The organism is Parasulfuritortus cantonensis (assembly GCF_004337445.1).
Taxonomy (GTDB): Bacteria; Pseudomonadota; Gammaproteobacteria; order Burkholderiales; family Thiobacillaceae; genus Parasulfuritortus; species Parasulfuritortus cantonensis.
In genome coordinates, this window is the sequence record NZ_SJZB01000035.1 from 1 (window position 1) to 26,863 (window position 26,863).

At 66.0% G+C, this 26,863-nt stretch carries 15 protein-coding genes and 1 pseudogene; 14 read left to right on the forward strand and 2 right to left on the reverse strand.

The features are described from left to right. Nucleotides 1-459 precede the first annotated feature (459 nt). The 12 genes and pseudogenes from EZJ19_RS16800 to EZJ19_RS09625 all read left to right on the forward strand — a co-directional run. A pseudogene (locus tag EZJ19_RS16800) lies at nucleotides 460-804 on the forward strand (STN domain-containing protein); the annotation flags it as partial. A gap of 217 nt (nucleotides 805-1,021) precedes the next feature. Then, the gene (locus EZJ19_RS09575; protein ID WP_240754728.1) at nucleotides 1,022-1,834 is read left to right on the forward strand and encodes a type II secretion system protein GspD; all 813 of its coding nucleotides are present in this window, start codon (nucleotides 1,022-1,024) and stop codon (nucleotides 1,832-1,834) included. Continuing rightward, the gene (locus EZJ19_RS09580; protein ID WP_131447062.1) at nucleotides 1,831-2,316 is read left to right on the forward strand and encodes a type II secretion system protein; all 486 of its coding nucleotides are present in this window, start codon (nucleotides 1,831-1,833) and stop codon (nucleotides 2,314-2,316) included. The genes EZJ19_RS09575 and EZJ19_RS09580 overlap by 4 nt, the downstream gene beginning before the upstream one ends. Nucleotides 2,317-2,318: 2 nt before the next feature. Then, a complete protein-coding gene (locus tag EZJ19_RS09585) occupies nucleotides 2,319-2,687 on the forward strand; it encodes a type II secretion system protein (RefSeq protein WP_131447012.1) in 369 nt (122 codons plus the stop codon). Further along, entirely contained in the window at nucleotides 2,662-3,183 is a 522-nt protein-coding gene (locus EZJ19_RS09590; RefSeq protein WP_131447014.1) for a type II secretion system protein, read from the forward strand. Before EZJ19_RS09585 ends, EZJ19_RS09590 begins: the two co-directional genes overlap by 26 nt. An 82-nt stretch (nucleotides 3,184-3,265) precedes the next feature. After that, nucleotides 3,266-5,233, forward strand: a complete 1,968-nt coding sequence (gene parE / locus EZJ19_RS09595; protein ID WP_131447016.1) for a DNA topoisomerase IV subunit B — start codon at nucleotides 3,266-3,268, stop codon at nucleotides 5,231-5,233. 2 nt (nucleotides 5,234-5,235) lie between these two features. Further along, nucleotides 5,236-7,611, forward strand: a complete 2,376-nt coding sequence (parC, locus tag EZJ19_RS09600; protein WP_131447018.1) for a DNA topoisomerase IV subunit A — start codon at nucleotides 5,236-5,238, stop codon at nucleotides 7,609-7,611. Nucleotides 7,612-7,653: 42 nt separating this feature from the next. After that, nucleotides 7,654-9,825, forward strand: a complete 2,172-nt coding sequence (locus EZJ19_RS09605) for a type I secretion system permease/ATPase (protein ID WP_131447020.1) — start codon at nucleotides 7,654-7,656, stop codon at nucleotides 9,823-9,825. After that, nucleotides 9,822-11,276: an HlyD family type I secretion periplasmic adaptor subunit gene (locus tag EZJ19_RS09610; RefSeq protein ID WP_206199389.1), complete on the forward strand. Its 1,455-nt coding sequence runs from the start codon at nucleotides 9,822-9,824 to the stop codon at nucleotides 11,274-11,276. The genes EZJ19_RS09605 and EZJ19_RS09610 overlap by 4 nt, the downstream gene beginning before the upstream one ends. Nucleotides 11,277-11,281: 5 nt before the next feature. Next, nucleotides 11,282-11,974 (forward strand): response regulator transcription factor, encoded by a 693-nt coding sequence (locus EZJ19_RS09615; protein WP_206199390.1) that lies wholly within the window; start codon nucleotides 11,282-11,284, stop codon nucleotides 11,972-11,974. A 181-nt stretch (nucleotides 11,975-12,155) separates the two neighbouring features. Continuing rightward, nucleotides 12,156-19,385, forward strand: a complete 7,230-nt coding sequence (locus EZJ19_RS09620; protein ID WP_131447022.1) for a retention module-containing protein — start codon at nucleotides 12,156-12,158, stop codon at nucleotides 19,383-19,385. A gap of 109 nt (nucleotides 19,386-19,494) precedes the next feature. Then, nucleotides 19,495-19,842 carry a hypothetical protein gene (locus tag EZJ19_RS09625; protein ID WP_131447024.1) on the forward strand — a complete coding sequence of 116 codons (348 nt, stop codon included), beginning with the start codon at nucleotides 19,495-19,497 and terminating at the stop codon, nucleotides 19,840-19,842. A gap of 54 nt (nucleotides 19,843-19,896) precedes the next feature. Here EZJ19_RS09625 and EZJ19_RS09630 read toward each other — a convergent pair whose 3' ends face one another. Both EZJ19_RS09630 and EZJ19_RS09635 read right to left on the reverse strand, forming a co-directional pair. After that, complete coding sequence (locus EZJ19_RS09630) at nucleotides 19,897-21,825, reverse strand: bifunctional diguanylate cyclase/phosphodiesterase (RefSeq protein ID WP_131447026.1); 1,929 nt, start codon at nucleotides 21,823-21,825, stop codon at nucleotides 19,897-19,899. 35 nt (nucleotides 21,826-21,860) lie between these two features. Continuing rightward, a complete protein-coding gene (locus tag EZJ19_RS09635; RefSeq protein WP_131447028.1) occupies nucleotides 21,861-22,559 on the reverse strand; it encodes a transglutaminase-like cysteine peptidase in 699 nt (232 codons plus the stop codon). A gap of 179 nt (nucleotides 22,560-22,738) precedes the next feature. Here EZJ19_RS09635 and EZJ19_RS09640 point away from each other — a divergent pair, with 179 nt between their 5' ends. Both EZJ19_RS09640 and EZJ19_RS09645 read left to right on the forward strand, forming a co-directional pair. Further along, nucleotides 22,739-24,679 (forward strand): TolC family outer membrane protein, encoded by a 1,941-nt coding sequence (locus tag EZJ19_RS09640; protein WP_165873538.1) that lies wholly within the window; start codon nucleotides 22,739-22,741, stop codon nucleotides 24,677-24,679. A 274-nt stretch (nucleotides 24,680-24,953) separates the two neighbouring features. Then, nucleotides 24,954-26,843, forward strand: a complete 1,890-nt coding sequence (locus EZJ19_RS09645; RefSeq protein ID WP_165873539.1) for a TolC family outer membrane protein — start codon at nucleotides 24,954-24,956, stop codon at nucleotides 26,841-26,843. Nucleotides 26,844-26,863 lie beyond the last annotated feature (20 nt).

The following is a 26,863-nucleotide window of genomic DNA, read 5'->3' on the forward strand; positions in this document are numbered from 1 at the left end:
CAGGTTCTGGCGCAGGCCGTGCGCGAGCATCCGGAGAAGGGGGATTACCGGACGGCGCTCATCCGTGCGCGCGAACAGTACATCCTGCGCGAGCTGGGCGCCGGCGACGCCGCCGTCAAGGACGGCCAGTTCGATGGCGCGGAACGCCATTACCGGGCCGTGCTCGGCCAGCACCCGGAGAACCCGCGCGCCCTGGCCGGCCTGGCCGGCCTGGACACGCTGCGCCGCAACCGCGTCCTGTTCGGCGAGGCCCAGGCGGCCTACCGGCGCGGCGACAACGAGGTGGCGGGCAACCTGTTGCACTCCATCCTGGTACGCGAGCCGGACTTCGCCGAGGCGGCCGCGCTGCGCCGGGAGATCCAGCAGAAGGACGGCCGCGACCGCGGCATCGAGTTCCCGCAGCTGGCGGCGGCGTTCCGCAAGCCGGTCACCCTCGAGTTCCGCGACGTGCCGCTCAAGATGCTGTTCGACAGCGTCGCCCAGCAGGGCGGCCTGAACTTCGTCTTCGACCGCGACGTGCGCGCCGATCAGCGCTCCACCCTGTTCGCGCGCGACACGCCGCTCGCCGACGTGCTCGACATGCTGCTGTCGTCCAGCCAGCTGGCCAAGAAGGTGCTGAACGGCAACACCCTGCTGATCTACCCGAATACGCCGGCCAAGCAGAAGGACTACCAGGACGTCGTCGTGCGCGGCTTCTTCCTGGCCAACGCCGATCCCAAGCAGACCATGACCATGCTGCGCAGCATGGCGCGGATCCGCGACGTCCATGTCGACGAGAAGCTCAACATGGTGGTGGTGCGCGACAACCCCGAGTCCGTGCGCCTGGCCGAAAAGCTGATCCGCATGGCCGACCAGCCCGAGCCGGAGGTGATGCTCGACGTCGAGGTGCTGGAGGTGAAGCGCTCGAAGCTGATGGACCTGGGTGTCCAATGGCCGACGGCGTTGAGCGTCCTGAGCAAGGAGAAGGTCGCGTCGACGACGACCACGAGCACCTCCGTGTACAGCGACCAGCTACAACGACGTGCCCCTGACCCTCAGCCTGCTGCGCCACCTGAGCAGCGATACCACCCTGATGAACTCGGCCCCGACGCTCAACGCCGGCAAGACCGATTCCGACGTCAACCTGCTCGCCAACCCGCGCATCCGGGTCCGCAACAAGGAAAAGGCCAAGATCCACATCGGCGACAAGGTGCCGGTGATCACCTCCAACGTCACCTCCACCGGGGTCACCTCGGAGTCGGTGTCCTACCTCGACGTCGGCCTCAAGCTGGACGTCGAGCCGCAGGTGTACCTGGACGGCGACGTCGCCATGAAGGTCGGCCTCGAGGTGTCCAACATCGTCCAGCAGGTGAAGAGCAGTACCGGCACGCTCACCTACCAGCTCGGCAGCCGCAACGCCACCACCGTGCTGCGCCTGAAGGACGGCGAGACCCAGGTCCTGGCGGGCCTGATCTCGGACGAGGAGCGTACCAGCGCCGCCAAGGTGCCCGGCCTGGGCGACATCCCGCTGCTCGGCCGGCTGTTCTCCTCGCACAGCGACAACAACAGCAAGACCGAGATCGTCCTCCTGATCACGCCGCACATCCTGCGCAACGTGGTGCGTCCGGAACTGGCCGAGGAGGAGTTCTACGCAGGCACCGAGAGCATGGCCGCCGACCAGCCCATCCGCCTGCGCCGCACCGGTGTCCTGGGTGGCGTCGGCGGCCAGCCGGCCGGTCCGGCTATCCCCGATTCCGTGCTGGTCCGGACGCCGGCCGCGTCCGACGCCGGGGCCGAGGAGGCGCCGGCGCCCGCCGAGGAAGGCAACGCCCCGGCCGACAAGGCGCCCGAATGAGGCTGCCCGGCCGCGGCACGCGCGGTTTCACCCTGATCGAGCTGGTCGTCGCCGTCGCCATCGTCGGCGTCCTGGCGGTGCTGGCGACGCCCCTGCTCGAGGTGACCATGCAGCGCCGCAAGGAGACCGAGCTGCGCGACGCCCTGCGCCAGATCCGCCAGGCCATCGACGCCTACCACCAGGCCGTGTTGGACAAGCGCGTCGAGGTGCCGGCCGACGCCTCGGGCTACCCGCCCGAGCTCGACGTGCTCGCCAACGGGGTGCCCGACATCACCCGGCCGGACCGCCAGCCGATCTACTTCCTGCGCCGGCTGCCGCGCGACCCCATGTATCCGGCCGCCGACGTGCCGGCGCGCGAGACCTGGGGCAAACGCAGCTACGCCAGTCCGCCGGACGCGCCCCAGGAAGGCGACGACGTCTACGACGTCTACTCCCTGTCCACGGCGAGCGGTCTGAACGGCGTGCCGTACCGGGCCTGGTGACCATGCGCCGGCGCGGTTTCACCCTGATCGAGCTGCTGGTGGTGCTGGCCATCATCGCGACGCTGCTGGCCCTGGCGGCGCCGCGCTATTTCCAGCACGTCGAGCGATCCAAGGAGGCGGTGCTGCGGGAAAACCTGGCGACGCTGCGGGACGCCATCGACCAGTACCACGCCGATACCGGGCGCTGGCCGGCCACGCTGGCCGGCCTCGCCGAGTCGCGCTACGTGCGGGCCGTCCCGGTCGACCCGGTGACCGACAGCACCGAGACCTGGACCACGGTGCCGCCACCGGATGGCGGCGAGGGGATCTACGACGTCCACAGCGGCGCGCCGGGCGAGGCCAGGGATGGTACGGCGTACGCCGGCTGGTGAGCGCGGCTTCACCCTGCTCTGGCTGCTCTTCCTGGTCGCCGGCATGGGGGTCGGCCTGGCCGCGCTGGGCACCGTCTGGCACACCGCCGCCCAGCGCGAGAAGGAAAAGGAGCTGCTCTTTGCCGGCCTCGAGTACCGGCGCGCCATCGCCAGCTTCTGGCAGGCCGTTCCCGGCCAGCAGCGCCTGCCCCGGGAACTCCGGGAACTGCTGCGCGACCCCCGTTTTCCGACCACCGTCCGGCACCTGCGCCGGCTCTACCCGGACCCGATGAACAACGGCCAGGACTGGGGCCTGGTCCGCGACGCCGACGGCGGCATCGCCGGGGTGTACAGCCGGTCCGACGCGAAGCCGTTCAAGACGACGGGCTTCCCGGCCGGCCTGGACGGCTTCGCCCAGGCCGAGAGCTATCGCGACTGGGTGTTCCAGTTCCAGCCCCCGGTCGTGCAGCCGGTGGCCCGGCCGGGCAGCAAGGCCGCCCATCCGGAGGTGCTGTAGTCCGGTCGGCGCCCGGCCGGGGATAGGGCGGGGGCGCGAACGCGCATACAATGCGCGGGTTTTCATGGACACCCGCCGCCGCATGGCTTATTCCGAATCCTCCATCCGCGTCCTCAAGGGCCTGGAGCCGGTCAAGGAACGTCCGGGCATGTACACCCGGACCGACTCGCCCACCCACATCATCCAGGAAGTCATCGACAACGCCGCCGACGAGGCCCTGGCGGGCTTTGCCGGCAAGATCGCGGTGACCCTGCACGCGGATGGTTCGGTGTCGGTCGAAGACGACGGCCGCGGCATCCCGGTCGGCATCCACCCGGCCGAGGGCGTGCCGACCGTGGAGGTGGTCTTCACCCGTCTGCATGCGGGCGGCAAGTTCGACAAGAAGTCCGGCGGCGCCTACGCGTTCTCCGGCGGCCTGCACGGCGTCGGCGTCTCGGTGACCAACGCGCTGTCGTCGCGCCTGGAGGTGTTCGTCAAGCGCGAGGGCCAGTTGCACCGCATGGTGTTCGGCGACGGCAACGTGATCGAGCCGCTTGCGGTGGCCGGCAGCGTCGGCGCCCGCACCACCGGCACCGTGGTGCGCGCCTGGCCGAACGGCAAGTATTTCGACAGCCCGAAGATCAAGCGCAACGAGCTGGAACGCCTGCTGCGCGCCAAGGCGGTGCTGCTGCCGGGCGTCAAGGTGATCCTCAAGGACGAGGAATCGGGCGAGGAGAAGGTCTGGCAGTACGCCGACGGCCTGGTCTCCTACCTGAACGAGACCCTGCCCGAGGCGGGCGAGGGCAGCTACGTCAGCCCGGTGTTCGCCGGCGAGCGCTACGCCGGCGCCGACGACGCCGCCGGCTTCGCGGAGGGCGAGGGCGCCGCCTGGGCCCTGGCCTGGTGCGAGGCGGGCGGGGCGGGCGAGTCCTACGTCAACCTGATCCCGACCCCGTTGGGCGGTACCCACGAGGCCGGCCTGCGCAACGGCGTGTTCGACTCGGTCAAGGAGTTCGTCAGCCACCACGGCCTCCTGCCCGGCAAGGTCAACCTGCAGGCCGACGACGTCTGGAAGCACGTCCGCTACGTCCTCTCCGGCCGGGTGCTCGATCCCCAGTTCCAGGGCCAGACCAAGGACAAGCTGACCAGCCGGGACGCCATGCGCCTGGTCGCCACCCGGGTCAAGGATCCGCTCGACGCCTGGCTGAACGGCCACATCGACGCCGGCAAGAAGATCGCCGAACTGGCCATCAAGACCGCTCTCGCCCGGCAAAAGGCCGGCAAGGTGGTGGAGAAGAAGAAGCAGTCGGGTGCCGCCGTGCTGCCCGGCAAGCTGACCGACTGCGAGTCGGAGGACATCGCCCGCAACGAGATCTTCCTGGTCGAGGGCGATTCCGCCGGCGGCTCCGCCAAGCAGGGCCGCGACCGCGAGTACCAGGCCATCCTGCCCCTGCGCGGCAAGGTGCTGAACACCTGGGAGGTGGCCCGGGGCGAGATCTTCGCCAACAACGAGGTGCACGACATCGCCGTCGCGCTCGGCCTCGATCCGCACGATCCGGACGCCCCCGACAGCGTCCTGGACAACCTGCGCTACGGCAAGATCATCGTCATGGCCGACGCCGACGTCGACGGCAGCCACATCCAGACCCTGTTGCTGACGCTGTTCTTCCGCCATTTCCCGCGCCTGATCGAACTCGGCCACGTCTACATCGCCCAGCCGCCGCTGTACTCGATAAAGGTGGCGGGCCAGGGCAAGAGCCGGCCCGAGCGCCGGCTGTACGCCCTGGACGAGGACGAGCGCGACCAGATACTCGCGCGCCTGGCCGAGGACGGCGTGCGCGAGGCGAACATCCATGTCGGCCGCTTCAAGGGCCTGGGCGAGATGAACCCGGAGGAACTGCGCGAGACCACCATGCATCCGGACACCCGGCGCCTGTTGCCGGTGACCCTGCCGCGCAGCGAGCTGGACGAGGTGAAGCGCATGTTCACCCTGCTCATGGGCAAGGGCGAGGCGGCCGGCCGCCGGGCCTGGATGGAACAGAACGGCAATCTGGTCGAGGCGGACATCTGATCATGAACCACGACGACGATTCCCTGGACCTGTTCGCCGACCTGCCGCCGGCCCCCGAGCCGGCCGGCGAACAGCCGCCCGAGCCGCCGGCGGACGGCGGGCCCCTGTACAGCGTCGACGGCGACGGCGGCGTGCCCCTGCACCTGTTCGCCGAACGCGCCTACCTCACCTATGCCATGTCCACCGTGCTCGACCGGGCGCTGCCCTTCGTCGAGGACGGCCAGAAGCCGGTCCAGCGGCGCATCCTCTACGCCATGCGCGAGCTGGGCAACCGCTCCGACGCGCCGTTCAAGAAGTCGGCCCGCATCGTCGGCGATGTCATCGGCAAGTTCCATCCGCACGGCGATTCCGCGGTCTACGAGGCGGCGGTGCGCATGGCCCAGGATTTCACCCTGCGCTATCCGCTCATCGAGGGCCAGGGCAACTTCGGTTCCCGCGACGGCGATTCGCCGGCCGCCATGCGCTACACCGAGGTACGGCTGTCGAAATTCGCCGAGGACGTCCTCCTGGCCGAGATCGAGCGCGGCACGGTCGACTTCCGGGAGAACTACGACGGCACCCTCAAGGAGCCGGCCCTGTTGCCGGCGCGCCTGCCGGTGCTGCTGCTCAACGGCGTCTCCGGCATCGCCGTCGGCATGGCTACCGAGATCGCCCCGCACAACCTCAAGGAGGTGGCCGAGGCCTGCATCGCGCTCATCCAGGGCGGCAAGGACGAGGCGGTCTACGGCGCCATACCGGGCCCGGACTTCCCGGGCGGCGGCCAGATCATCTCGGCCCCGGAGGACATCCGCAAGGCCTACGAGAGCGGCCGCGGCAGCCTGCGCGTGCGCGCCCGCTGGGCGGTGGAGCCCCTGGCCCGCGGCCAGTACCGCATCGCCATCACCGAGCTGCCGCCCGGCACCTCGACCGCCAAGGTCCTGTCCGAGATCGAGGAGCTGATCAATCCCAAGCCCAAGACCGGCAAGAAGTCGCTCTCGGCGGAACAGCAGAACCTGAAGAATGCCGTCCTGGCCGTGCTCGACACCTTCCGCGACGACTCCGACAAGGCCCATCCGGTGCGCATCGTCCTGGAACCGCGCAGCCGGACGGTGACGGCGGACGACATGATGACCCTGCTGCTGGCCAACACCTCCCTGGAGGGCAACGCCAGCCTGAACATGACCATGATCGGGCGCGACGGCCGGCCGCAGCAGAAGAACCTGCCCCAGGCCCTGCGCGAATGGTGCGAGTTCCGCATGGAAGTGGTGGAACGGCGCCTGCGCTTCCGCTTCGACGAGGTGGCGCGCCGCATCCACATCCTGGAAGGCCGCATGGTCGCCTTCCTGCGCATCGAGGAGGTCATCAGGGTGATCCGCGAGGCGGACGCGCCCAAGGCCGAACTGATGGCGGTGTTCGGCCTGACCGAGGTGCAGGCCGAGGACATCCTTGAGATACGCCTGCGCCAACTGGCCCGCCTGGAGGGCATCAAGATCGAGCGCGAGCTCAAGGACCTGCAGGAGGAACGCGACAGCCTACAGCAACTCCTGGACAGCGAGGGCGCCCGGCGCCGGCTGATCGTCCGGGAGATCCGCGAGGACATGAAGAAGTACGGCGACGCCCGGCGCACCCTGATCGAAGCGGCCGAGAAGGTCACCGCCGCCATGGTCGACACGGTGGCCGACGAGCCGGTCACCGTGATCCTGTCCAGGAACGGCTTCATCCGCAGCCGCGCCGGCCACGGGGTCGACCGCGCGTTGCTGACCTGGAAGGACGGCGACGGCGAACTGGCGGTGATCGAGACCCGCACCGTGCACCCGGTCATCCTGCTCGACGGCGCCGGCCGGGCCTACACGGTACGGCCCATCGACCTGCCGGGCGGCAAGGGCGACGGCGTGCCGGTGTCGTCCCTGGTTGAGCTGCAGGGCGGCGGGGTCAGGGCCATGCTGTCGGCCGCGCCGGAGACCCGCGTTCTCATGACCACCACGGCCGGGGTCGGCTTCATCGGCCGGATCGCCGACATGGTGTCGCGCCTGCGCGCCGGCAAGGCCTACATGGCGGTCGACGAGGGCGCCGAACTGCTGCCGCCCAGCCCGGTCCCGGAATCGGCCCGGTTCGTTGCCGCCCTGGCCGACGAGCCGCGCCTGCTGGTGTTCCCGATCGAGGAGATGAAGGAGCTTTCGGGCGGCAAGGGGGTCATCCTGATCGCCCTGGACGGCGCCGAGAAGCTGCTCGGGGCCAAGGCCTGCGCCGATTGCGTGACCGTGTTCGGCATCGGTCGGGGCGATCGTCCCGTGGACTATCAAGTCTGCAGCGAAACCGTCGATAATTACGCCGGCAAACGGGCCCGGAAGGGTAAGCCGTTGTCCGTGAAGTTCAAGCGCGTGCTGGGTGTGCGCTGACAGTCTGCTCCATGGTCGAGTGAAGTACCTTAAGAGAGACGCATGACACAAGAAACGAAGACTCAAGCGCCCGCCTGGGATGTCCCACGCGAGGCCGGGCGCACGCATGACCCCCTGTTGGAGTGTTTGATGACCCTGGCCCGCCTGCACGGCGTGCCGCATACCCGCGACGCCCTGGTTGCCGGTCTGCCCCTGGTCGACCGCCAGCTGACCCCATCGATATTCGGCCGCGCGGCGAGCCGGGCCGGACTCAGCAGCAAGATCGCCCAGCGCAGTCTGGCGTCGCTGACCGGGGCCCTGCTGCCGGTCATCCTGTTGCTCAAGGATCGTACCGCCTGCCTGCTGGTCGGCTGGGAGGCCAACGGCGCGGCTCGGGTGATGCTCCCCGAACTGGGCGACGCCGCCACCGTCCTGTCCCGGCAGGAACTGGAGGCGCGCTACCTGGGCAGCGCGATCTTCTGCCGGCCCCGCTTCCGCTTCGACAAGCGCGCGCCGGAGGTGCGCCAGGTGCCCCACCGGCACTGGTTCTGGGGCGCGATCCTGGAGAACCTGCCGGTCTACAAGGACATCCTGTTCGCGGCCTTCCTGATCAACAGCTTCGCCATCGCCCTGCCCATGTTCACGATGAACGTGTACGACCGGGTGGTGCCCAACCAGGCGACCGAGACCATGTGGGTATTGGCCGTCGGCCTGGCCATCGTGATGGCGGCCGACATCACCCTGCGCCTGATGCGCGGCTACCTGATCGACCGCGCCGGCAGCCGGGTCGACGTCGACCTCTCGGCGCGGATCATGGAGCGCGTGCTCGGCATCCGCATGGAAAGCCGCCCGGTCTCGGCCGGCGCCTTCGCGGCCAACCTGCGTTCCTTCGAGACGGTACGCGATTTCATCGCCTCGGCCTCGGTGACCACCCTGATCGACCTGCCGTTCGCCTTCCTGTTCGTGTTCGCGATCGCCTGGGTGAACTGGGTGATGATCCTGCCCCTGCTGGCCGGCATGGTGCTGGTGATCGGCTATTCCGTCCTGGTGCAGAGCCGCATGCACGAGCTGGCCGAGACCACCTACCGGGCCAGCGCCATGCGCAACGCCAACCTGGTCGAGAGTCTGGTCGGGCTGGAGACCGTCAAGGCGATCGGCGCCGAGAGCGTCATGCAGCGGAAATGGGAGCAGAGCGCCACCTTCCTGGCCCGGACCACCACCCAGCTGCGCCTGCTGGCGGCAACGACCATCAACGGCGCCATGGGCGTGTCGCAACTGGTCTACCTGACGGTCATCGTGCTCGGGGTCTACCAGATCGGCGCCGCCGAGCTGACCATGGGCGGCCTGATCGCCTGTTCCATCCTGACCTCGCGCGCCATGGCGCCGTTCGGCCAGGTGGCCGGTCTGCTCACCCAGTACCACAATGCCGCGACGGCGTTGAAGTCGCTCGACCAGATCATGGCCAACGAGGTGGAGCGCCCGGCCGACGCCAGCTTCGTGTCGCGCAGCCACTTCGAGGGTGCCATCGAGTTCAACGACGTCAGCTTCGCCTATCCGAACGAGGAACGCGACGCCCTCCGGCACGTCTCCTTCCACATCAAGCCGGGCGAGCACGTGGCCCTGATCGGCCGGGTCGGCTCCGGCAAGACCACGCTGCAAAAGCTCATTCTCGGCTTGTACCGCGCGACTTCGGGCTCGGTACGCATCGACGGCGTCGACATCCGCCAGCTCGATCCCGCCGAGTTGCGGCGCAGCGTCGGCTACGTCCCGCAGGACCCGACCCTGTTCTTCGGCACCTTGCGCGAGAACATCGTCCTGGCGTCGCCCGACGTCGACGACTCGGCCCTGCTCGCGGCGGCCGACGTGGGCGGCCTGCTGGACATGGTGAACCGGCATCCGCGCGGTTTCGACATGGTGGTCGGGGAGCGCGGCGAATCCCTGTCCGGCGGCCAGCGCCAGGGGGTCGCCATCGCCCGGGCGGTCGTCACCGCGCCGCCCGTCCTGCTGCTCGACGAACCGACCGGCTCGATGGACTTCAGCAGTGAGGACGAAGTGAAGCAGAAGCTGCGCAGCTACGCGGCCGGCCGCACGATGGTGCTGGTCACGCACCGGACTTCGCTGCTGGACCTGGTCGACCGCATCATCGTCATCGACCATGGCAGGGTCATGGCCGACGGTCCCAAGGCGGCCGTCATCGAGGCGCTCAAGCAAGGCCGCATCGAGAGGGCGAAATGAACGACGAAAAGAAGAAGACCCCGAAGATCGAGATCCAGGGCGGCAAGAAGCCGCAGGGCCCGCTGCCGGACTCGATCCCGCTGCCCGACTGGATGGACCGGCCGCGCAACGGCCTGGACCGGCTGCTGTCGCGCTGGATTCCCAAGGAGAACAAGGAGGAACTCGACTGGGTCAGCGACGCCGACTGGGCCCGCATCCAGCAGGAACCGCTGCGCGCGCGCTTCGTCCTGCGCTGGTTCGGCATCATCCTGGCGGTGCTGCTGCTCTGGGCCGCCTTCGCGCCGATCGACGAGATCACCCGCGGCCAGGCCAAGGTCATCCCGTCGCGCCAGCTTCAGGTCATGCAGGCCGTGGACGGCGGCGTGGTGTCCGAGATCAACGTGCGCGAGGGCCAGGTGGTCGAGGCCGGGCAGCAGTTGCTCAAGATCGACCCGACCCGGTTCGTCTCCTCCCTGGGCGAGAACCGCGCGCAATACCTTGCCTACCTGGCCAAGGCGGCGCGCCTGAAGGCCATTTCCGACGGCACGAGTTTCGTGGTGCCGCCGGAGGTCGCCAAGGAGGCCCCCGATCTGGCCGAGCAGGAACGTTCCTTATATCTGTCCCGGCGTTCCGAACTCGATGCCCAGATCGCCATTGCCCGCCAGCAACTGGCCCAACGCAATCAGGAACTGGTCGAGGTCAAGGCACGCCGGGACCAGGCGGCCCAGGCCTACGACCTGACCGCCAAGGAGTTGTCCGTCACCAAGCCGCTGGCCGGCTCGGGGGCGGTGTCCGAGGTCGAGTTGCTGCGCCTGCAGCGCGACCTTGGCCGCTTCCAGGGTGACCGCGACCAGGCGGCGGCGCAGATTTCGCGCATCCAGTCGGCGATCGCGGAGGCGCAACGCAAGATTCAGGAGGTCGACCTCAACTTCCGCAACCAGGCCCGCATCGATCTGGCCGACACCACGGCAAAGATCAACAGCCTGTCCGAAAGCAGCACGGCCCTGTCCGACCGGGTCAAACACTCCTCGGTACGCTCCCCGGTCAAGGGCACGGTCAAGCGGCTTCTGGTCAATACCGTGGGCGGCGTCGTCCAGCCCGGCGCCGATATCGTCGAGGTGGTGCCCCTGGAGGACGTCCTGTTGCTGGAGGTCAAGATACTGCCCCGGGATATCGCCTTCCTGCGCCCCGGCCTGAAGGCGACGGTGCGCTTCACGGCCTACGACTTCTCCATCTACGGCAGCATGGACGCGGTGGTCGACCAGATCGGCGCCGACACCATCACGGACGATAAAGGCAATTCGTTCTATATTGTCCGGGTACATACCCTGAAATCCAGTCTGGGCAAGAACCTGCCCATATTGCCGGGCATGGTGGCCGAGGTGGACATCATGACGGGCAAGAAGACTGTGCTTTCATATCTGCTTAAGCCTATCCTGAGAGCACACGCTCACGCTTTGACAGAGAGGTAACGGTGGTGAAGCGGCATATTTTCCTGACCCGCCGGGCCCATGAGGTCGCGCGCTGGCGCGAGGCATTCCCGGACGCGGAGGTGGTGTCGTACTCGGATATCGGCACCATCCTGGTCGGCAGCCCGGGTGAGGCCATGATCTGGCTGCACCTGCCGACCGAGGCCGGGGCCCCGTTGCCGGATGCCGCCGGCAGCCAGTCCGGGCCGGTGGAACGGCGCCGCGACGCGAACTCCGCCGAACTGGTCAACCTGGCGGTGCACATCGCCCCCAGTTGCGCGGTCGTCGCGCTGAGTAACTACGTCACCCAGGAGGAAGGCCTGCTTTGCCTGGAGGCGGGGGCCTCCGGGTATACCAGCGCACTGTCCAACCCGGCCGTCCTGCGGCAGATCGCCATGGTGGTGGAAAACGGCGGCCTCTGGGTGGGCCCCGACCTGATGGCCCGCCTGCGCACCGCGCTGTCCCGTCTGCAACCGCAACAGTTGCGCATGATCGAGGCCAAGCTGGCGGCCCTGAGCCCGCGCGAGCGGGAGGTGGCCTTGGCGGTTTCCGCCGGCGCGGCGAACAAGGAGATCGCCCGCGACATGGGGATCACCGAACGGACGGTGAAGGCGCACCTTACCGAGATATTCGAGCGCATGGGTGTGCGCGACCGCATGCAGCTGGCGTTGCTCATCAACGGCAAGGCGGCCGAGAATTAAGCGGTAAAGCCTTCCCGGCAGGGCGTTTCCGAGCGGAGTTTCGGGACGCCGTCGGGGGCCGCCGGGCGTGTCCGGGCGATACCCCTGTACCAAGGTCCAATATTAATTGCTTGCCATCGGCTCTATATAGAGGGCAAGCAATATTCCCAATGAATTGGCTCATCTACCAAAGGACGCAATCATGGCCGCTATCCAATCCAATCAAGCCATTGCCCATGTCGTTTCCGTAAAGGGCGAAGCCTTCGCACGTGCCGCCGACGGTTCCATGCGGCTGCTGAAGGCCGGCGATATGATCTACGTCGGCGAAACGTTGGTGACCGGCCACGGTGCCGAGGTCGTGCTGGCGTTCCAAGATGGCCATCAAGCCACCATCCTCCCGAACGAGTCCTTCTACATGGCTCCCGAGGTCGCCCACGACTTCCAGCCCGACATGAACCAGGCCGCGGTCGGCACCGCCGAGATCGACAAGGTTATCCAGACCATCGCCCAGGGCGGTGATCTCAACAACATGCTGGAAGAAACCGCGGCGGGCATCGCCGCCGGCGTCGGTGGCGAGAACAGCGGCAATTCGTTCGTCCGCCTGCTGCGCATTTCCGAAAGCGTGACTCCGCTCGACTATCAGTTCACGCCGACCACCGAAGGCGTGCTCTACGAGCCCGAGGGCACGGTGTACCCGACCGATCAGCCGGTCAACGGGACGATCACGCTGGTTGCAGAGAACCCGGTCTATGAAGGTAGCGATGGCATCACCTATACCGCGATTCTGTCCACCCCGGCCTTGAGCGACATGACCGTCACGCTGTCCAACGGCCTGATCATCAATATCGCCCAGGGTGCGGTGAGCGGCTTCGTGGTGGCCCCGGTCCAGGGTGACGACGTCTACGTCGACCCGGAAACCGTCACTGCCATGATCAGCAGCGTGGTCGGCGGCGGTTTCGATACGCTGACCGTGGATGAAACCCAGGCCGTTACCGCGGTACAGGACACGATCAACACGGTGACGGTGGGGATCACGACGAGCGACGTGCTCGAGAACGCGCCGAGCGTGTTCACGGTGACGGTGAGCCAGGCGCTGGATCGCGACCTGACGGTGACGCTGTCGAACGGCGCGACGGTGACGATTGCGGAGGGTGACACCTCGGTGACGTACACGGTGGCGGCGCAAGGCGACGACGTCTATGTGGACCCGGGCTTCGTGACGCTGGGCGTGAGCGGTGCGAGCGTATCGGGTGCGACGTTCGAGAACCTGGTGATCAGCCCGGCTTCGGCGACGTCGAACATCACCGACACGATCAACACGGTGACGGTGGGGATCACGACGAGCGACGTGCTCGAGAACGCGCCGAGCGTGTTCACGGTGACGGTGAGCCAGGCGCTGGATCGCGACCTGACGGTGACGCTGTCGAACGGCGCGACGGTGACGATTGCGGAGGGTGACACCTCGGTGACGTACACGGTGGCGGCGCAAGGCGACGACGTCTATGTGGACCCGGGCTTCGTGACGCTGGGCGTGAGCGGTGCGAGCGTATCGGGTGCGACGTTCGAGAACCTGGTGATCAGCCCGGCTTCGGCGACGTCGAACATCACCGACACGATCAACACGGTGACGGTGGGGATCACGACGAGCGACGTGCTTGAGAACGCGCCGAGCGTGTTCACGGTGACGGTGAGCCAGGCGCTGGATCGCGACCTGACGGTGACGCTGTCGAACGGCGCGACGGTGACGATTGCGGAGGGTGACACCTCGGTGACGTACACGGTGGCGGCGCAAGGCGACGACGTCTATGTGGACCCGGGCTTCGTGACGCTGGGCGTGAGCGGTGCGAGCGTATCGGGTGCGACGTTCGAGAACCTGGTGATCAGCCCGGCTTCGGCGACGTCGAACATCACCGACACGATCAACACGGTGACGGTGGGGATCACGACGAGCGACGTGCTCGAGAACGCGCCGAGCGTGTTCACGGTGACGGTGAGCCAGGCGCTGGATCGCGACCTGACGGTGACGCTGTCGAACGGCGCGACGGTGACGATTGCGGAGGGTGACACCTCGGTGACGTACACGGTGGCGGCGCAAGGCGACGACGTCTATGTGGACCCGGGCTTCGTGACGCTGGGCGTGAGCGGTGCGAGCGTATCGGGTGCGACGTTCGAGAACCTGGTGATCAGCCCGGCTTCGGCGACGTCGAACATCACCGACACGATCAACACGGTGACGGTGGGGATCACGACGAGCGACGTGCTCGAGAACGCGCCGAGCGTGTTCACGGTGACGGTGAGCCAGGCGCTGGATCGCGACCTGACGGTGACGCTGTCGAACGGCGCGACGGTGACGATTGCGGAGGGTGACACCTCGGTGACGTACACGGTGGCGGCGCAAGGCGACGACGTCTATGTGGACCCGGGCTTCGTGACGCTGGGCGTGAGCGGTGCGAGCGTATCGGGTGCGACGTTCGAGAACCTGGTGATCAGCCCGGCTTCGGCGACGTCGAACATCACCGACACGATCAACACGGTGACGGTGGGGATCACGACGAGCGACGTGCTCGAGAACGCGCCGAGCGTGTTCACGGTGACGGTGAGCCAGGCGCTGGATCGCGACCTGACGGTGACGCTGTCGAACGGCGCGACGGTGACGATTGCGGAGGGTGACACCTCGGTGACGTACACGGTGGCGGCGCAAGGCGACGACGTCTATGTGGACCCGGGCTTGGTGACGCTGGGCGTGAGCGGTGCGAGCGTATCGGGTGCGACGTTCGAGAACCTGGTGATCAGCCCGGCTTCGGCGACGTCGAACATCACCGACACGATCAACACGGTGACGGTGGGGATCACGACGAGCGACGTGCTCGAGAACGCGCCGAGCGTGTTCACGGTGACGGTGAGCCAGGCGCTGGATCGCGACCTGACGGTGACGCTGTCGAACGGCGCGACGGTGACGATTGCGGAGGGTGACACCTCGGTGACGTACACGGTGGCGGCGCAAGGCGACGACGTCTATGTGGACCCGGGCTTGGTGACGCTGGGCGTGAGCGGTGCGAGCGTATCGGGTGCGACGTTCGAGAACCTGGTGATCAGCCCGGCTTCGGCGACGTCGAACATCACCGACACGATCAACACGGTGACGGTGGGGATCACGACGAGCGACGTGCTCGAGAACGCGCCGAGCGTGTTCACGGTGACGGTGAGCCAGGCGCTGGATCGCGACCTGACGGTGACGCTGTCGAACGGCGCGACGGTGACGATTGCGGAGGGTGACACCTCGGTGACGTACACGGTGGCGGCGCAAGGCGACGACGTCTATGTGGACCCGGGCTTGGTGACGCTGGGCGTGAGCGGTGCGAGCGTATCGGGTGCGACGTTCGAGAACCTGGTGATCAGCCCGGCTTCGGCGACGTCGAACATCACCGACACGATCAACACGGTGACGGTGGGGATCACGACGAGCGACGTGCTCGAGAACGCGCCGAGCGTGTTCACGGTGACGGTGAGCCAGGCGCTGGATCGCGACCTGACGGTGACGCTGTCGAACGGCGCGACGGTGACGATTGCGGAGGGTGACACCTCGGTGACGTACACGGTGGCGGCGCAAGGCGACGACGTCTATGTGGACCCGGGCTTGGTGACGCTGGGCGTGAGCGGTGCGAGCGTATCGGGTGCGACGTTCGAGAACCTGGTGATCAGCCCGGCTTCGGCGACGTCGAACATCACCGACACGATCAACACGGTGACGGTGGGGATCACGACGAGCGACGTGCTCGAGAACGCGCCGAGCGTGTTCACGGTGACGGTGAGCCAGGCGCTGGATCGCGACCTGACGGTGACGCTGTCGAACGGCGCGACGGTGACGATTGCGGAGGGTGACACCTCGGTGACGTACACGGTGGCGGCGCAAGGCGACGACGTCTATGTGGACCCGGGCTTGGTGACGCTGGGCGTGAGCGGTGCGAGCGTATCGGGTGCGACGTTCGAGAACCTGGTGATCAGCCCGGCTTCGGCGACGTCGAACATCACCGACACGATCAACACGGTGACGGTGGGGATCACGACGAGCGACGTGCTCGAGAACGCGCCGAGCGTGTTCACGGTGACGGTGAGCCAGGCGCTGGATCGCGACCTGACGGTGACGCTGTCGAACGGCGCGACGGTGACGATTGCGGAGGGTGACACCTCGGTGACGTACACGGTGGCGGCGCAAGGCGACGACGTCTATGTGGACCCGGGCTTGGTGACGCTGGGCGTGAGCGGTGCGAGCGTATCGGGTGCGACGTTCGAGAACCTGGTGATCAGCCCGGCTTCGGCGACGTCGAACATCACCGACACGATCAACACGGTGACGGTGGGGATCACGACGAGCGACGTGCTCGAGAACGCGCCGAGCGTGTTCACGGTGACGGTGAGCCAGGCGCTGGATCGCGACCTGACGGTGACGCTGTCGAACGGCGCGACGGTGACGATTGCGGAGGGTGACACCTCGGTGACGTACACGGTGGCGGCGCAAGGCGACGACGTCTATGTGGACCCGGGCTTGGTGACGCTGGGCGTGAGCGGTGCGAGCGTATCGGGTGCGACGTTCGAGAACCTGGTGATCAGCCCGGCTTCGGCGACGTCGAACATCACCGACACGATCAACACGGTGACGGTGGGGATCACGACGAGCGACGTGCTCGAGAACGCGCCGAGCGTGTTCACGGTGACGGTGAGCCAGGCGCTGGATCGCGACCTGACGGTGACGCTGTCGAACGGCGCGACGGTGACGATTGCGGAGGGTGACACCTCGGTGACGTACACGGTGGCGGCGCAAGGCGACGACGTCTATGTGGACCCGGGCTTGGTGACGCTGGGCGTGAGCGGTGCGAGCGTATCGGGTGCGACGTTCGAGAACCTGGTGATCAGCCCGGCTTCGGCGACGTCGAACATCACCGACACGATCAACACGGTGACGGTGGGGATCACGACGAGCGACGTGCTCGAGAACGCGCCGAGCGTGTTCACGGTGACGGTGAGCCAGGCGCTGGATCGCGACCTGACGGTGACGCTGTCGAACGGCGCGACGGTGACGATTGCGGAGGGTGACACCTCGGTGACGTACACGGTGGCGGCGCAAGGCGACGACGTCTATGTGGACCCGGGCTTGGTGACGCTGGGCGTGAGCGGTGCGAGCGTATCGGGTGCGACGTTCGAGAACCTGGTGATCAGCCCGGCTTCGGCGACGTCGAACATCACCGACACGATCAACACGGTGACGGTGGGGATCACGACGAGCGACGTGCTCGAGAACGCGCCGAGCGTGTTCACGGTGACGGTGAGCCAGGCGCTGGATCGCGACCTGACGGTGACGCTGTCGAACGGCGCGACGGTGACGATTGCGGAGGGTGACACCTCGGTGACGTACACGGTGGCGGCGCAAGGCGACGACGTCTATGTGGACCCGGGCTTGGTGACGCTGGGCGTGAGCGGTGCGAGCGTATCGGGTGCGACGTTCGAGAACCTGGTGATCAGCCCGGATTCGGCGACGTCGAACATCACCGACACGATCAACACGGTGACGGTGGGGATCACGACGAGCGACGTGCTTGAGAACGCGCCGAGCGTGTTCACGGTGACGGTGAGCCAGGCGCTGGATCGCGACCTGACGGTGACGCTGTCGAACGGCGCGACGGTGACGATTGCGGAGGGTGACACCTCGGTGACGTACACGGTGGCGGCGCAAGGCGACGACGTCTATGTGGACCCGGGCTCCGTGACGCTGGGCGTGAGCGGTGCGAGCGTATCGGGTGCGACGTTCGAGAACCTGGTGATCAGTCCGGATTCGGCGACGTCGAACATCACCGACACGATCAACACGGTGACGGTGGGGATCACGACGAGCGACGTGCTTGAGAACGCGCCGAGCGTGTTCACGGTGACGGTGAGCCAGGCGCTGGACCGCGACCTGACGGTGACGCTGTCTACCGGTGACTTGGTGACGATCGCGGCGGGTGCGACCGAGGCGACCTACACGGTGCCGGCGCAGGGTGACGACGTCTACGTGGACCCGGGTTCGGTGACGGTATCCGTGACGGGTGCGAGCGTGGCGGGCGCGACGTTCGAGAGCCTGCTGCTCAGCCCGGCCTCGGCGATCTCCTACGTTACCGACACCATCGATACCACCACGGTTACCCTGGAGGGTACCTCCGCGAGCGAGGGCAGCACGCTGACCACGATCACGGCGACGGTGGACTACGTGCCGGAAACCAACCTGACGCTGACGATCGTCAACGACGCGACGCACGCGACGCTGGGGACCATCACGATCCTGGCCAATCAGACGACGGGCAGCATGACCTACAACGTCCCGTCCGGCGCGACCATCGAGGTGAGCATCTCCTCCTATACGGGTGGCAACTACGAGTATCTGGATACCAGCGACACGGCCTTCATCGGTTCGCCGCCGAATATCCTGAACGGCACCCTGGTCACCAACACCAACGTGGTCGACCAGAGCCTGGTGCTGACCTTCGTGGACGAGACGACGCCGCAGAATTCCTACGCGAAGTTGTTCTCGCTCAATGCGCAAGGCCAGCAAGGCTTGGTGAACACGGATACCGGCTTCAACATCGACACCACCGCCAAGTACGCGGTGTCGCTGGAGGCGGTGGCCGACCAGGGTACGAAGGAGATCGTCACCGACTTCAGCCTCGAAGGGGTGCAGATCGTCGGAACCGGTAACCAGCAGATGGACTCGTCGGCCGCCGGCAAGCCTTATGCCTTTACCGCCGAGATCATCCCGCAGGGGTCGCTCACCCAGGCTGTCACGGCGTCGACCGACGGCGACAATGCGTCGAATACGCTTGGCGATCCGTCCTCCACCGCGGTGAACTACCTCTGGGGCGGAAACGGTGTCGATACGCTGAACGGCGGCGACGGGATGGACTTCCTGAACGGCGGCGGCGGTGCCGATAAGGTCTACGGTAATGGCGGCAACGACCTGTTGGTCTACGATTCGGCCGATACCGTCATCGACGGCGGCGCCGGGTTCGACACCCTGCGTCTGGATGGTGGCGCCTTGTATCTGTGGCAGAACCCGTCGGCGACGGAAGGGATCGTCGATCTCCGCGGTGTGACCAGCGTCAGCAACATCGAGGCCCTGTTGATCACCGACGACACGGCGTCGGCTTCCGACAAGGGTACAACGGTGTACCTGAATGCCGCCGACGTCTTCAACATGACCGACAGCGAGCATGTCCTGTACGTCAACGGCAACGATGGCGACAAGGTGGACCTGTCCGGTGACGCGGCGGGGACCTGGACCAACACGGGCTACGACGCGACGGGCAACTTCCAGGTCTACGAGGCCACCTATGGTGGCGCGACCGTGAAGTTGCTGGTTGAGGACGGTGGCAACCAAGTCAGCGTGACCCTGGCGCCGTAAGCTCGGCACGGGGGCCGGCCCGCCGGGCCGGTCCCCGGGGCAGCGTTCGATTCTCTATACTGGCGAACCTGGCGGATAATCCCCCAGGTTCTTTTTTTGGAGGCCGGAGATGCCGTACGTGGAGCGGGATGAGGCAGGGAAGATCGTCGCCATGGCGGCGCAGGAATCTGGCTCGGTCCGGGAGTGGTTGGCCGAGGACAGCCCCGAGTTGGAGGCTTGGCTGCGCGGTATGGCCTCCGGGGCGGCGGGCGACGCCAACGCGGTACGGGCGCTGGGCGAATCCGACCTGGCCGTGATCCGCGTGGTGGAAGACTTGATCGACCTGCTGATCGACAAGAACGTGCTGTGCTTCACGGACCTGCCGGCGGCGGCACAGGAGAAGCTCCTGAATCGGCGTTCCCTGCGCCGGGCCCTGCATCCGCTGGTCGTGATGAAGGACGACGACGGCGTCATCTGATCCGGAACGCCACAGGGCGCGGCCGCCGATGTCGGCGGCCGTACCCCCGGTCGTTCAGTCCTGCACCCGGCGGGTGATCTCCTGTCCGGTGGCGCCGTCGAAGCCGAGCTCGATCAGGGTGGCTAGCTCGGCCGCCGAGCTGACTCCCTCCGCAATTACCAGCATGCCGACGTTATGGGCAATGCGGCATAGGCCGCGCAGGAATTCCTGGTTCCCAGTGTGGCTGTCGATGTCGCGAACGTAATTGCTGTCGATCTTGAGGTAGTCCAGACCCAATTCGGCCAGACGGGCGATCTCGCCGAAATGATGGCCGAAATGTTCGATGCCGAGCTTGCAGCCATGCCGGGCCAAGTGGTGGCAGAAGCTCCGGAAGGCGTCGAAGTTGCGGAAAGCCCCGTACTCTGGCACTTCTATCCACAGGCGCTTGGCCTTGTCCGGGTTGTGGCTCAGCAAGGCCGCCAGGTCTTCGTTGAAACGCCAGTCGGCAATGGTTTCGGCGGACAGGTTGACGGCGATCTCCTGCACGGCCTGGTCGAGATGGTCGAGGGCGATCTGGACGACGTCCATGTCCACGGCACTCGACAGCTTGAGGCGCAGCGCCATCGGCATGAAGTCGCCGGCGGTGAGCCATGGGCCGTGCGGGTCCAGCTGCATGCGGGCGGCGCTTTCCTGGTGCAGGGGCTGGTTCGACGCCGCCAGCACCGGGTAGCGTTCCAGCCGGATGCGGCCATCGTGGATCGCCTCGGACAACTCATGACGCCAGGATTCCGCACTGCGGCTGCCGGTCATCGACTGTTCCTCGGAAAGCACGTGGAGGGCGTTCATGCCCTTGCTTTCCGCCATTGCCAGTGCCTTGTCCACCCCGGACAGCAGGTCGCGCATTTCGTCGCCGCGTCGGAAGGCAACCACCCCGATATGGAACATCTCCTCAAGCTGCGGCCAGGCCGGCACGAGGTCCTCCTCCAGGGCCTGACGCAGGGTTTCGCCGAATCGGCGCGGGTCGTGTTCGCCGGTGGCCAGGAGTACGAAGTCGGCACCGTTCAGGCGTGCCGGTACGCCGTTGTCGCAGCCCTCGGCGAAGCGCTTCAGGACATCCGCCATATGCTGGATGAGGCGGTCGGTCAGTTGGTGACCCATGTCCGCGTTGATCTTGTCCAGGTGGCTGATCCGGACCAGGGCCAGATTGCCCTCTGCGGCGGCCTCCGCGGCGGTGAGTTGCTCGCGCAACTGGGTCATGAAAAATTCGCGGTTGGCGAGATCGGTCAAAGCATCGTGGTTGATCTGGCGGCGCAACTCGTCCAAACGCGCGGCCTCCTCGGCAAAGATGGCCTTGAGGCGGCTGACCATGGCATTCATGGCGACGACCACCGAGCGCAATTCCGGGGTACGCGGTTCGCCGACGGTGATGAAGCGACGCTCCTGAATGGCCTCGGCCTGCTGGACCACGCCGTGCAAGGGCTTGAACACGAAACGCAGCACCGCCGTGCCGAGCAGACCGGCCAGGCCGCCGGCGAGCAGGAACCACGCCGCCAGGCGTTCGACACCGTGCCAAAGGGCCTGGTAGGCGAAGCGGCTATGGCTGACCAGTCGGATGCTGCCGTACTGCTTCCAGCCATCCTGGACCAGGGCGGTCCCAGGGGCCGCATTGATCGGGAACATGCGCACGAACCAGGCCGGTGCGCCACTGGCGTCGCCGGCGTAATGGCGTTCGACCAGCACCTGATGCTTGGGATCGGTGAGGACGATTTCCTGGTAGTGGCCGGTGTCGAATTGCGACGAGATCATCAGTTCGACCATGACCGGATCCTTGTCCGGGAGTTGGGACAGGACCAGGGCGAGCGACGCCGCGTTGTCGACGTTCTTCATATAGAGCTGTTGCTCGATATAGTTGCGCGCGGTGAACAGGCTGACTACGAAGCTGCCCGCGAAGGCCAGCACCGTAAGCCCGATGATGGCCAGCCAGAATTGCCTGTATATGGACATGTCGTTCTCCTGTAGCCCCTGGATATCCTGAAATACTATTCGAAACCTTCCGCTTTCATCCGGCTCAACAGGTCGCGCCAACGCGACAGGCGGGATGTGGAACTGCCGGCGGACGTTCCTCCGGGTGCGTTGCCGACCCAGAGACCTTCGGTATTGAAGCTGAACACCGGCGTGAGGTCCGGGCGTTGCGAGGCGGGACGGATGTCGGCGAGCAGATTGTCGAGAATCAGCGGCTCGTCATTCGTCTCCGGATAGTAGCCGAGCACCATGTGGGCGATGGAGATGTTGCTGTAGCGGCCGCCTATCTTCGCCTTGACATAGGTGAGGCGGAGGCGGTCTGCGGGCAGCCCGGCCAGCAACAGGCTGAAATATTTTGCGATGGCGAAGTCTTCGCAGTCGCCGGCACCACGGCCCATCGTTTCCAGCGGCGTTGCCCAGTAGTCGCTTTGGCCCCAGACCTCGGAGTCTTCCTTATAGGTGATCTGGCGATTGAAGAAGTCGTTCACCTTGCGGACCCTTTCGACCTCCGGCAGCGTGCGGCTCGCCGTCAGCAGGTTGCGCCACTGGCCGGCGACCTGCTCGGTGCGCGCGCCGTAGCGACGGGCCGCCAACTGCACGAAGGCATCGAAGTCGAATGCCGTGGCGAGCAGCGCGAGCGCACCGAACGCACAGGCGAAGAGCGCCGAGAGTGAAAACACTCTAAGTGTTGCGTGGTGGATGCGGTTTCGGCCCATGTGGGTATCGCGAGAGGGGTCCTAAGCTTGCAAGATTCCTGGGATTGGCCTTAAATGCCGGAAAAGTTGAGCGTGCGGATATGTTTATATTAATCCGCCGATAAAGAAAATCTTCATTGGCTGGCGATCGCCGGTGTGGATTCCGAGATTTCGAATAGGTGTGCAGACAGGGGTCATCGATGAAACTGAATCATTCTCCCGCAAAACCGCACAAGCTGGCCGTGGCGCTTGCAGTTGCCATGTTCAGCGTGGCTTCCCAGGCGGCCGGCATCACGTTGAAGGAAGCTGCCCAGGAAGCCGTGTCAAAGAATCCGGAAGTCCTGGCCCGCTGGGATGCCTACAAGGCCGCGACCGAAGAGATCGACGTCGCCAAGGGCAACTACCTGCCGCAGCTGGACCTGACCGCGGCGGTTGGCCGGGAACACCGGAAGACACCGGGGATCATCAACGATTCCTACACCCGCAACAACGTGTCGTTGTTGCTCGACCAGATGCTGTTCGACGGCTTTGCCACCCGTAACGAGGTGGCCAAGTACAGCTATGCCCAGCGCGTGCGTTACAACGAATTGCTGGATGCTTCGGAAAACACCGCGCTGGAGGCGATGCGCGCCTACACCGACGTGCAGCGCTATCGGAAGCTTTATCAGCTGGCCCAGGAAAACTACGTCCAGCACCGCGTCGTGTTCGACCAGATTCAGCAGCGCGTGCAGTCCGGTGTCGGCCGCGGCGTCGACCTGGAACAGGCCGCCGGCCGCCTGGCCCTGGCCGAGTCCAATCTGCTGACGGAAGCGAGCAACCTGCACGACGTCAGTGCCCGTTACCAACGTGTCGTCGGCAGCCTCCCGCCGGAGGAAATGGCCGACCTGCCGTCTCTGGATGCCGGCATCCCGACCGGCGCCGACCTGGCTCTGCGCGCGGCCTATGCCCAGCATCCCGCGCTGCAAGCCGCGCAGGAAAACATCGTCGCCGCCCAGAGCGATGCCAAGATTCGTCACGCCGCCTTCATGCCGCGCGTCGACCTGCGCGCGCGCCAGGACCTCGGCCACAATCTCGACGGCTACCAGGGCCGGCACGAACTTTCCTACATCGAGCTGTTGCTCAACTACAACCTGTACAACGGCGGCTCCGACAAGGCCGCCGAACGCCAGTACTGGGAACAGGTCAACGTCGCCAAGGATGAACGCGACAAGGTTTGCCGGGATGTCCGCCAGACGCTCAACATCGCCTACAACGATGTCAAGCGCCTGAAGGAGCAACTGGGTTACTTGGAACAGCACCAGTTGTCGACCGAGAAGGCCCGCGATGCCTACCACAAGCAGTTCGACATCGGCCAGCGTACGCTGCTCGACTTGTTGGATACCGAGAACGAACTGTTCGAGGCCAAGCGTGCTTATCAGAACGCGTATTACGATCACCTCTACTCCATGGGGCGGACCCATGCCGGGATGGGTGACCTCCTGCAGGTGATGGGCCTTCAGCATTTGGATACCCCCAAGCTTGCCGACGCGGATGAAAAGGCGGCGTTCGATCCCGACACCATCTGCCCGCCCGAGGCGCCCAAGCAAAACAGCATCGACAAGGACAAGGTGTTCGCCGAGGCGATGGCATCCGCGCCCGTCGTGGTGCCGCTGGTCCCGGCCGGGAGCGGAGCGGCTGGCGGCAAGATGGCGGCGGCCGGTGAAGCGGACCAGGACGCCGATGGCGTCGTCGATGCCAAGGACCAGTGTCCCAATACGCCCAAGGGCACCAAGGTGGATGAAAAGGGTTGCCCGTACAAGGCGATCATCGAGTTGAAGGGTGTCAACTTCGACTACGACAAGGCCGTGGTCCGGAAGGACTCGATGCCGGCCCTCGACGAGGGTGTCGCGCTCATGAAGGCTCATCCGGAGATCAAGGTCGAGGTGGCCGGGCACACGGATTCGGACGGCTCCGAAGCCTACAACCTCAGCCTTTCGACCCGGCGTACCGAAGCGGTCGTCGCCTACATGGTGTCCAAGGGTATTGCCAAGGATCGCCTGGCTGCCAAGGGCTACGGCGAGTCGCAACCGGTCGCCGACAACGGCACGCCGGAAGGCAAGGCCAAGAACCGCCGTGTCGAGATGCGTATCCTGAACCAGTAAGCAGGTTCAGCATCCCGACCGACAAAGCCGCGTTTCCCGCGGCTTTGTCTTTTTTGCGGCACGACGATCACGTGGCCGAGCGTGCCAGGCGACGCGGCACGGACGGCCGGGCGCGATTGGCGGTTGCTAGAAAATCAATTAAGTCGTTAAAATGCCAAAAAGAGTAATTCCACGGTGGTATGTGGAATTTTTTCGTTTTTGGGACGCATCAGGGGCCGCAGGTGTTCGTACATGCGTCGTTCGCTTGAACATCCGGAGCAGGTAGGGAGCATCGATGAAGCACAACAGCAGCAACAAGGCGCGTTTACTGGTACTGGTCGGCGCGCTGGCGATGGCCACAGGCGTTTCCGCTGGCGAATGGACGCTCAAGGACGCTGCTCAGCAGGCCGTCCTGAACAACCCCGAGGTGCTGGCGCGCTGGCATGCGTACAAGGCCGCGACCGAGAACATCGATGTCATCAAGGGGCGCTACCTGCCGAGCGTGGACTTGAGCGCGGCGGCAGGGCTCGAACGCCGGGACACACCGACGATCAAGGACTCCTACAACCGCAATAACGTCTCCCTCATCCTGAACCAGATGTTGTTCGACGGTTTCGCCACCCGCAACGAGGTCGCGAAGTTCAACTATGCGCAGCGGGTCCGCTACAACGAACTCCTGGACACGTCCGAAAGCGCCGCGCTGGAAGCGATGCGTGCCTATGTCGACGTTCTGCGTTACCGCAAGCTGTATCAGTTGGCGCAGGAAAACTACGTACGCCATCGCATGGTCTTCGAGCAGATCGAGGAACGGGTCAAGTCGGGTGTCGGGCGCGGTGTCGACCTGGAACAGGCGGCCGGTCGTCTCGCCCTCGCCGAATCCAACCTGCTCACCGAGTCCAGCAATCTGCACGACGTCACCGCACGCTACCAACGTATCGTGGGCGACCTGCCGCCCGAGTTGATGGCCGAACCGCCGCTGTTCAACAGCAATATCCCGGGTACCTCCGAAAAGGCGCTGCGCGCGGCTTACGGCCAGCATCCGGCCCTGCTGGCCGCACAGGAAAACATCGTTTCGGCACAGAACGACGCCAAGGTGCGGCATGCTGCCTTCTTGCCGCGCGTCGACCTGCGCGCGCGCCAGGACGTCGGCCGCAATCTCGACGGCTATATGGGTTCGCACAGCCTCAGCTACGTGGAACTGCTCCTCAACTACAACTTCTACAACGGCGGTTCGGACCAGGCCGCCGAACGGCAATATTGGGAGCAGGTCAATGTCGCCAAGGATCAACGCGACAAGGTATGCCGCGACATCCGGCAGACCTTGTACATCGCCTACAACGACGTCGGTCGCCTGAAGGAGCAACTGGGCTACCTCGAGCAGCACCAACTGTCGACCGAGATGGCTCGTGACGCTTACCGCAAGCAGTTCGACATCGGTCAGCGTACCTTGCTCGACCTGTTGGATACGGAGAACGAACTGTATCAGGCCAAGCGCGCCTACCAGAACGGGCATTACGACTATGTCTACGCCATGGGCCGTACCCAGGCCGGCATGGGCGAACTGCTCGGCGCCATGGGCCTGCAACGCCTGAACACGGATGGACTGGCGAACGGCGATGAGAAGGCCGAGTTCGATCCGGATACCGTCTGCCCGCCGACCCCGCCGTCCACCAATGCGGTCGACAAGGACAAGCTGTTCGCCGAGGCCATGGCGAACGTGGCACCGCCGCCGCTGCCGAAGCCGATCGGTGACCAGGATGGCGACGGCGTGCCCGACGACAAGGACAAGTGCCCGGACACCCCGAAGGGGACCAAGGTCGACAAGGACGGCTGCCCGTTCAAGGAAATCGTCGAACTGAAGGGGGTCCACTTCGACTACAACAAGACGACGCTGCGCCCGGATTCCTATCCGGTGCTGGACCAGGCGGCTGCCCGGATGCTGGAGAACCCGGAAATCCAGGTGGAAGTGGCCGGCCATACCGATTACAACAACACCTACACCTTCAACCAGCATCTGTCCGAGGCGCGCGCCAAGGTCGTGATGGACTACTTGGTCTCGAAGGGCGTCGCGGCGGACCGCATCTACGCGGTCGGCTACGGCGAGACGCAGCCCATCGCCGACAACACCACGGAAGAAGGGCAGGCCCGCAACCGCCGTGTCGAGATGCGCGTGCGCGGCCAGTGAACCGTCGATCCACCTGAAAA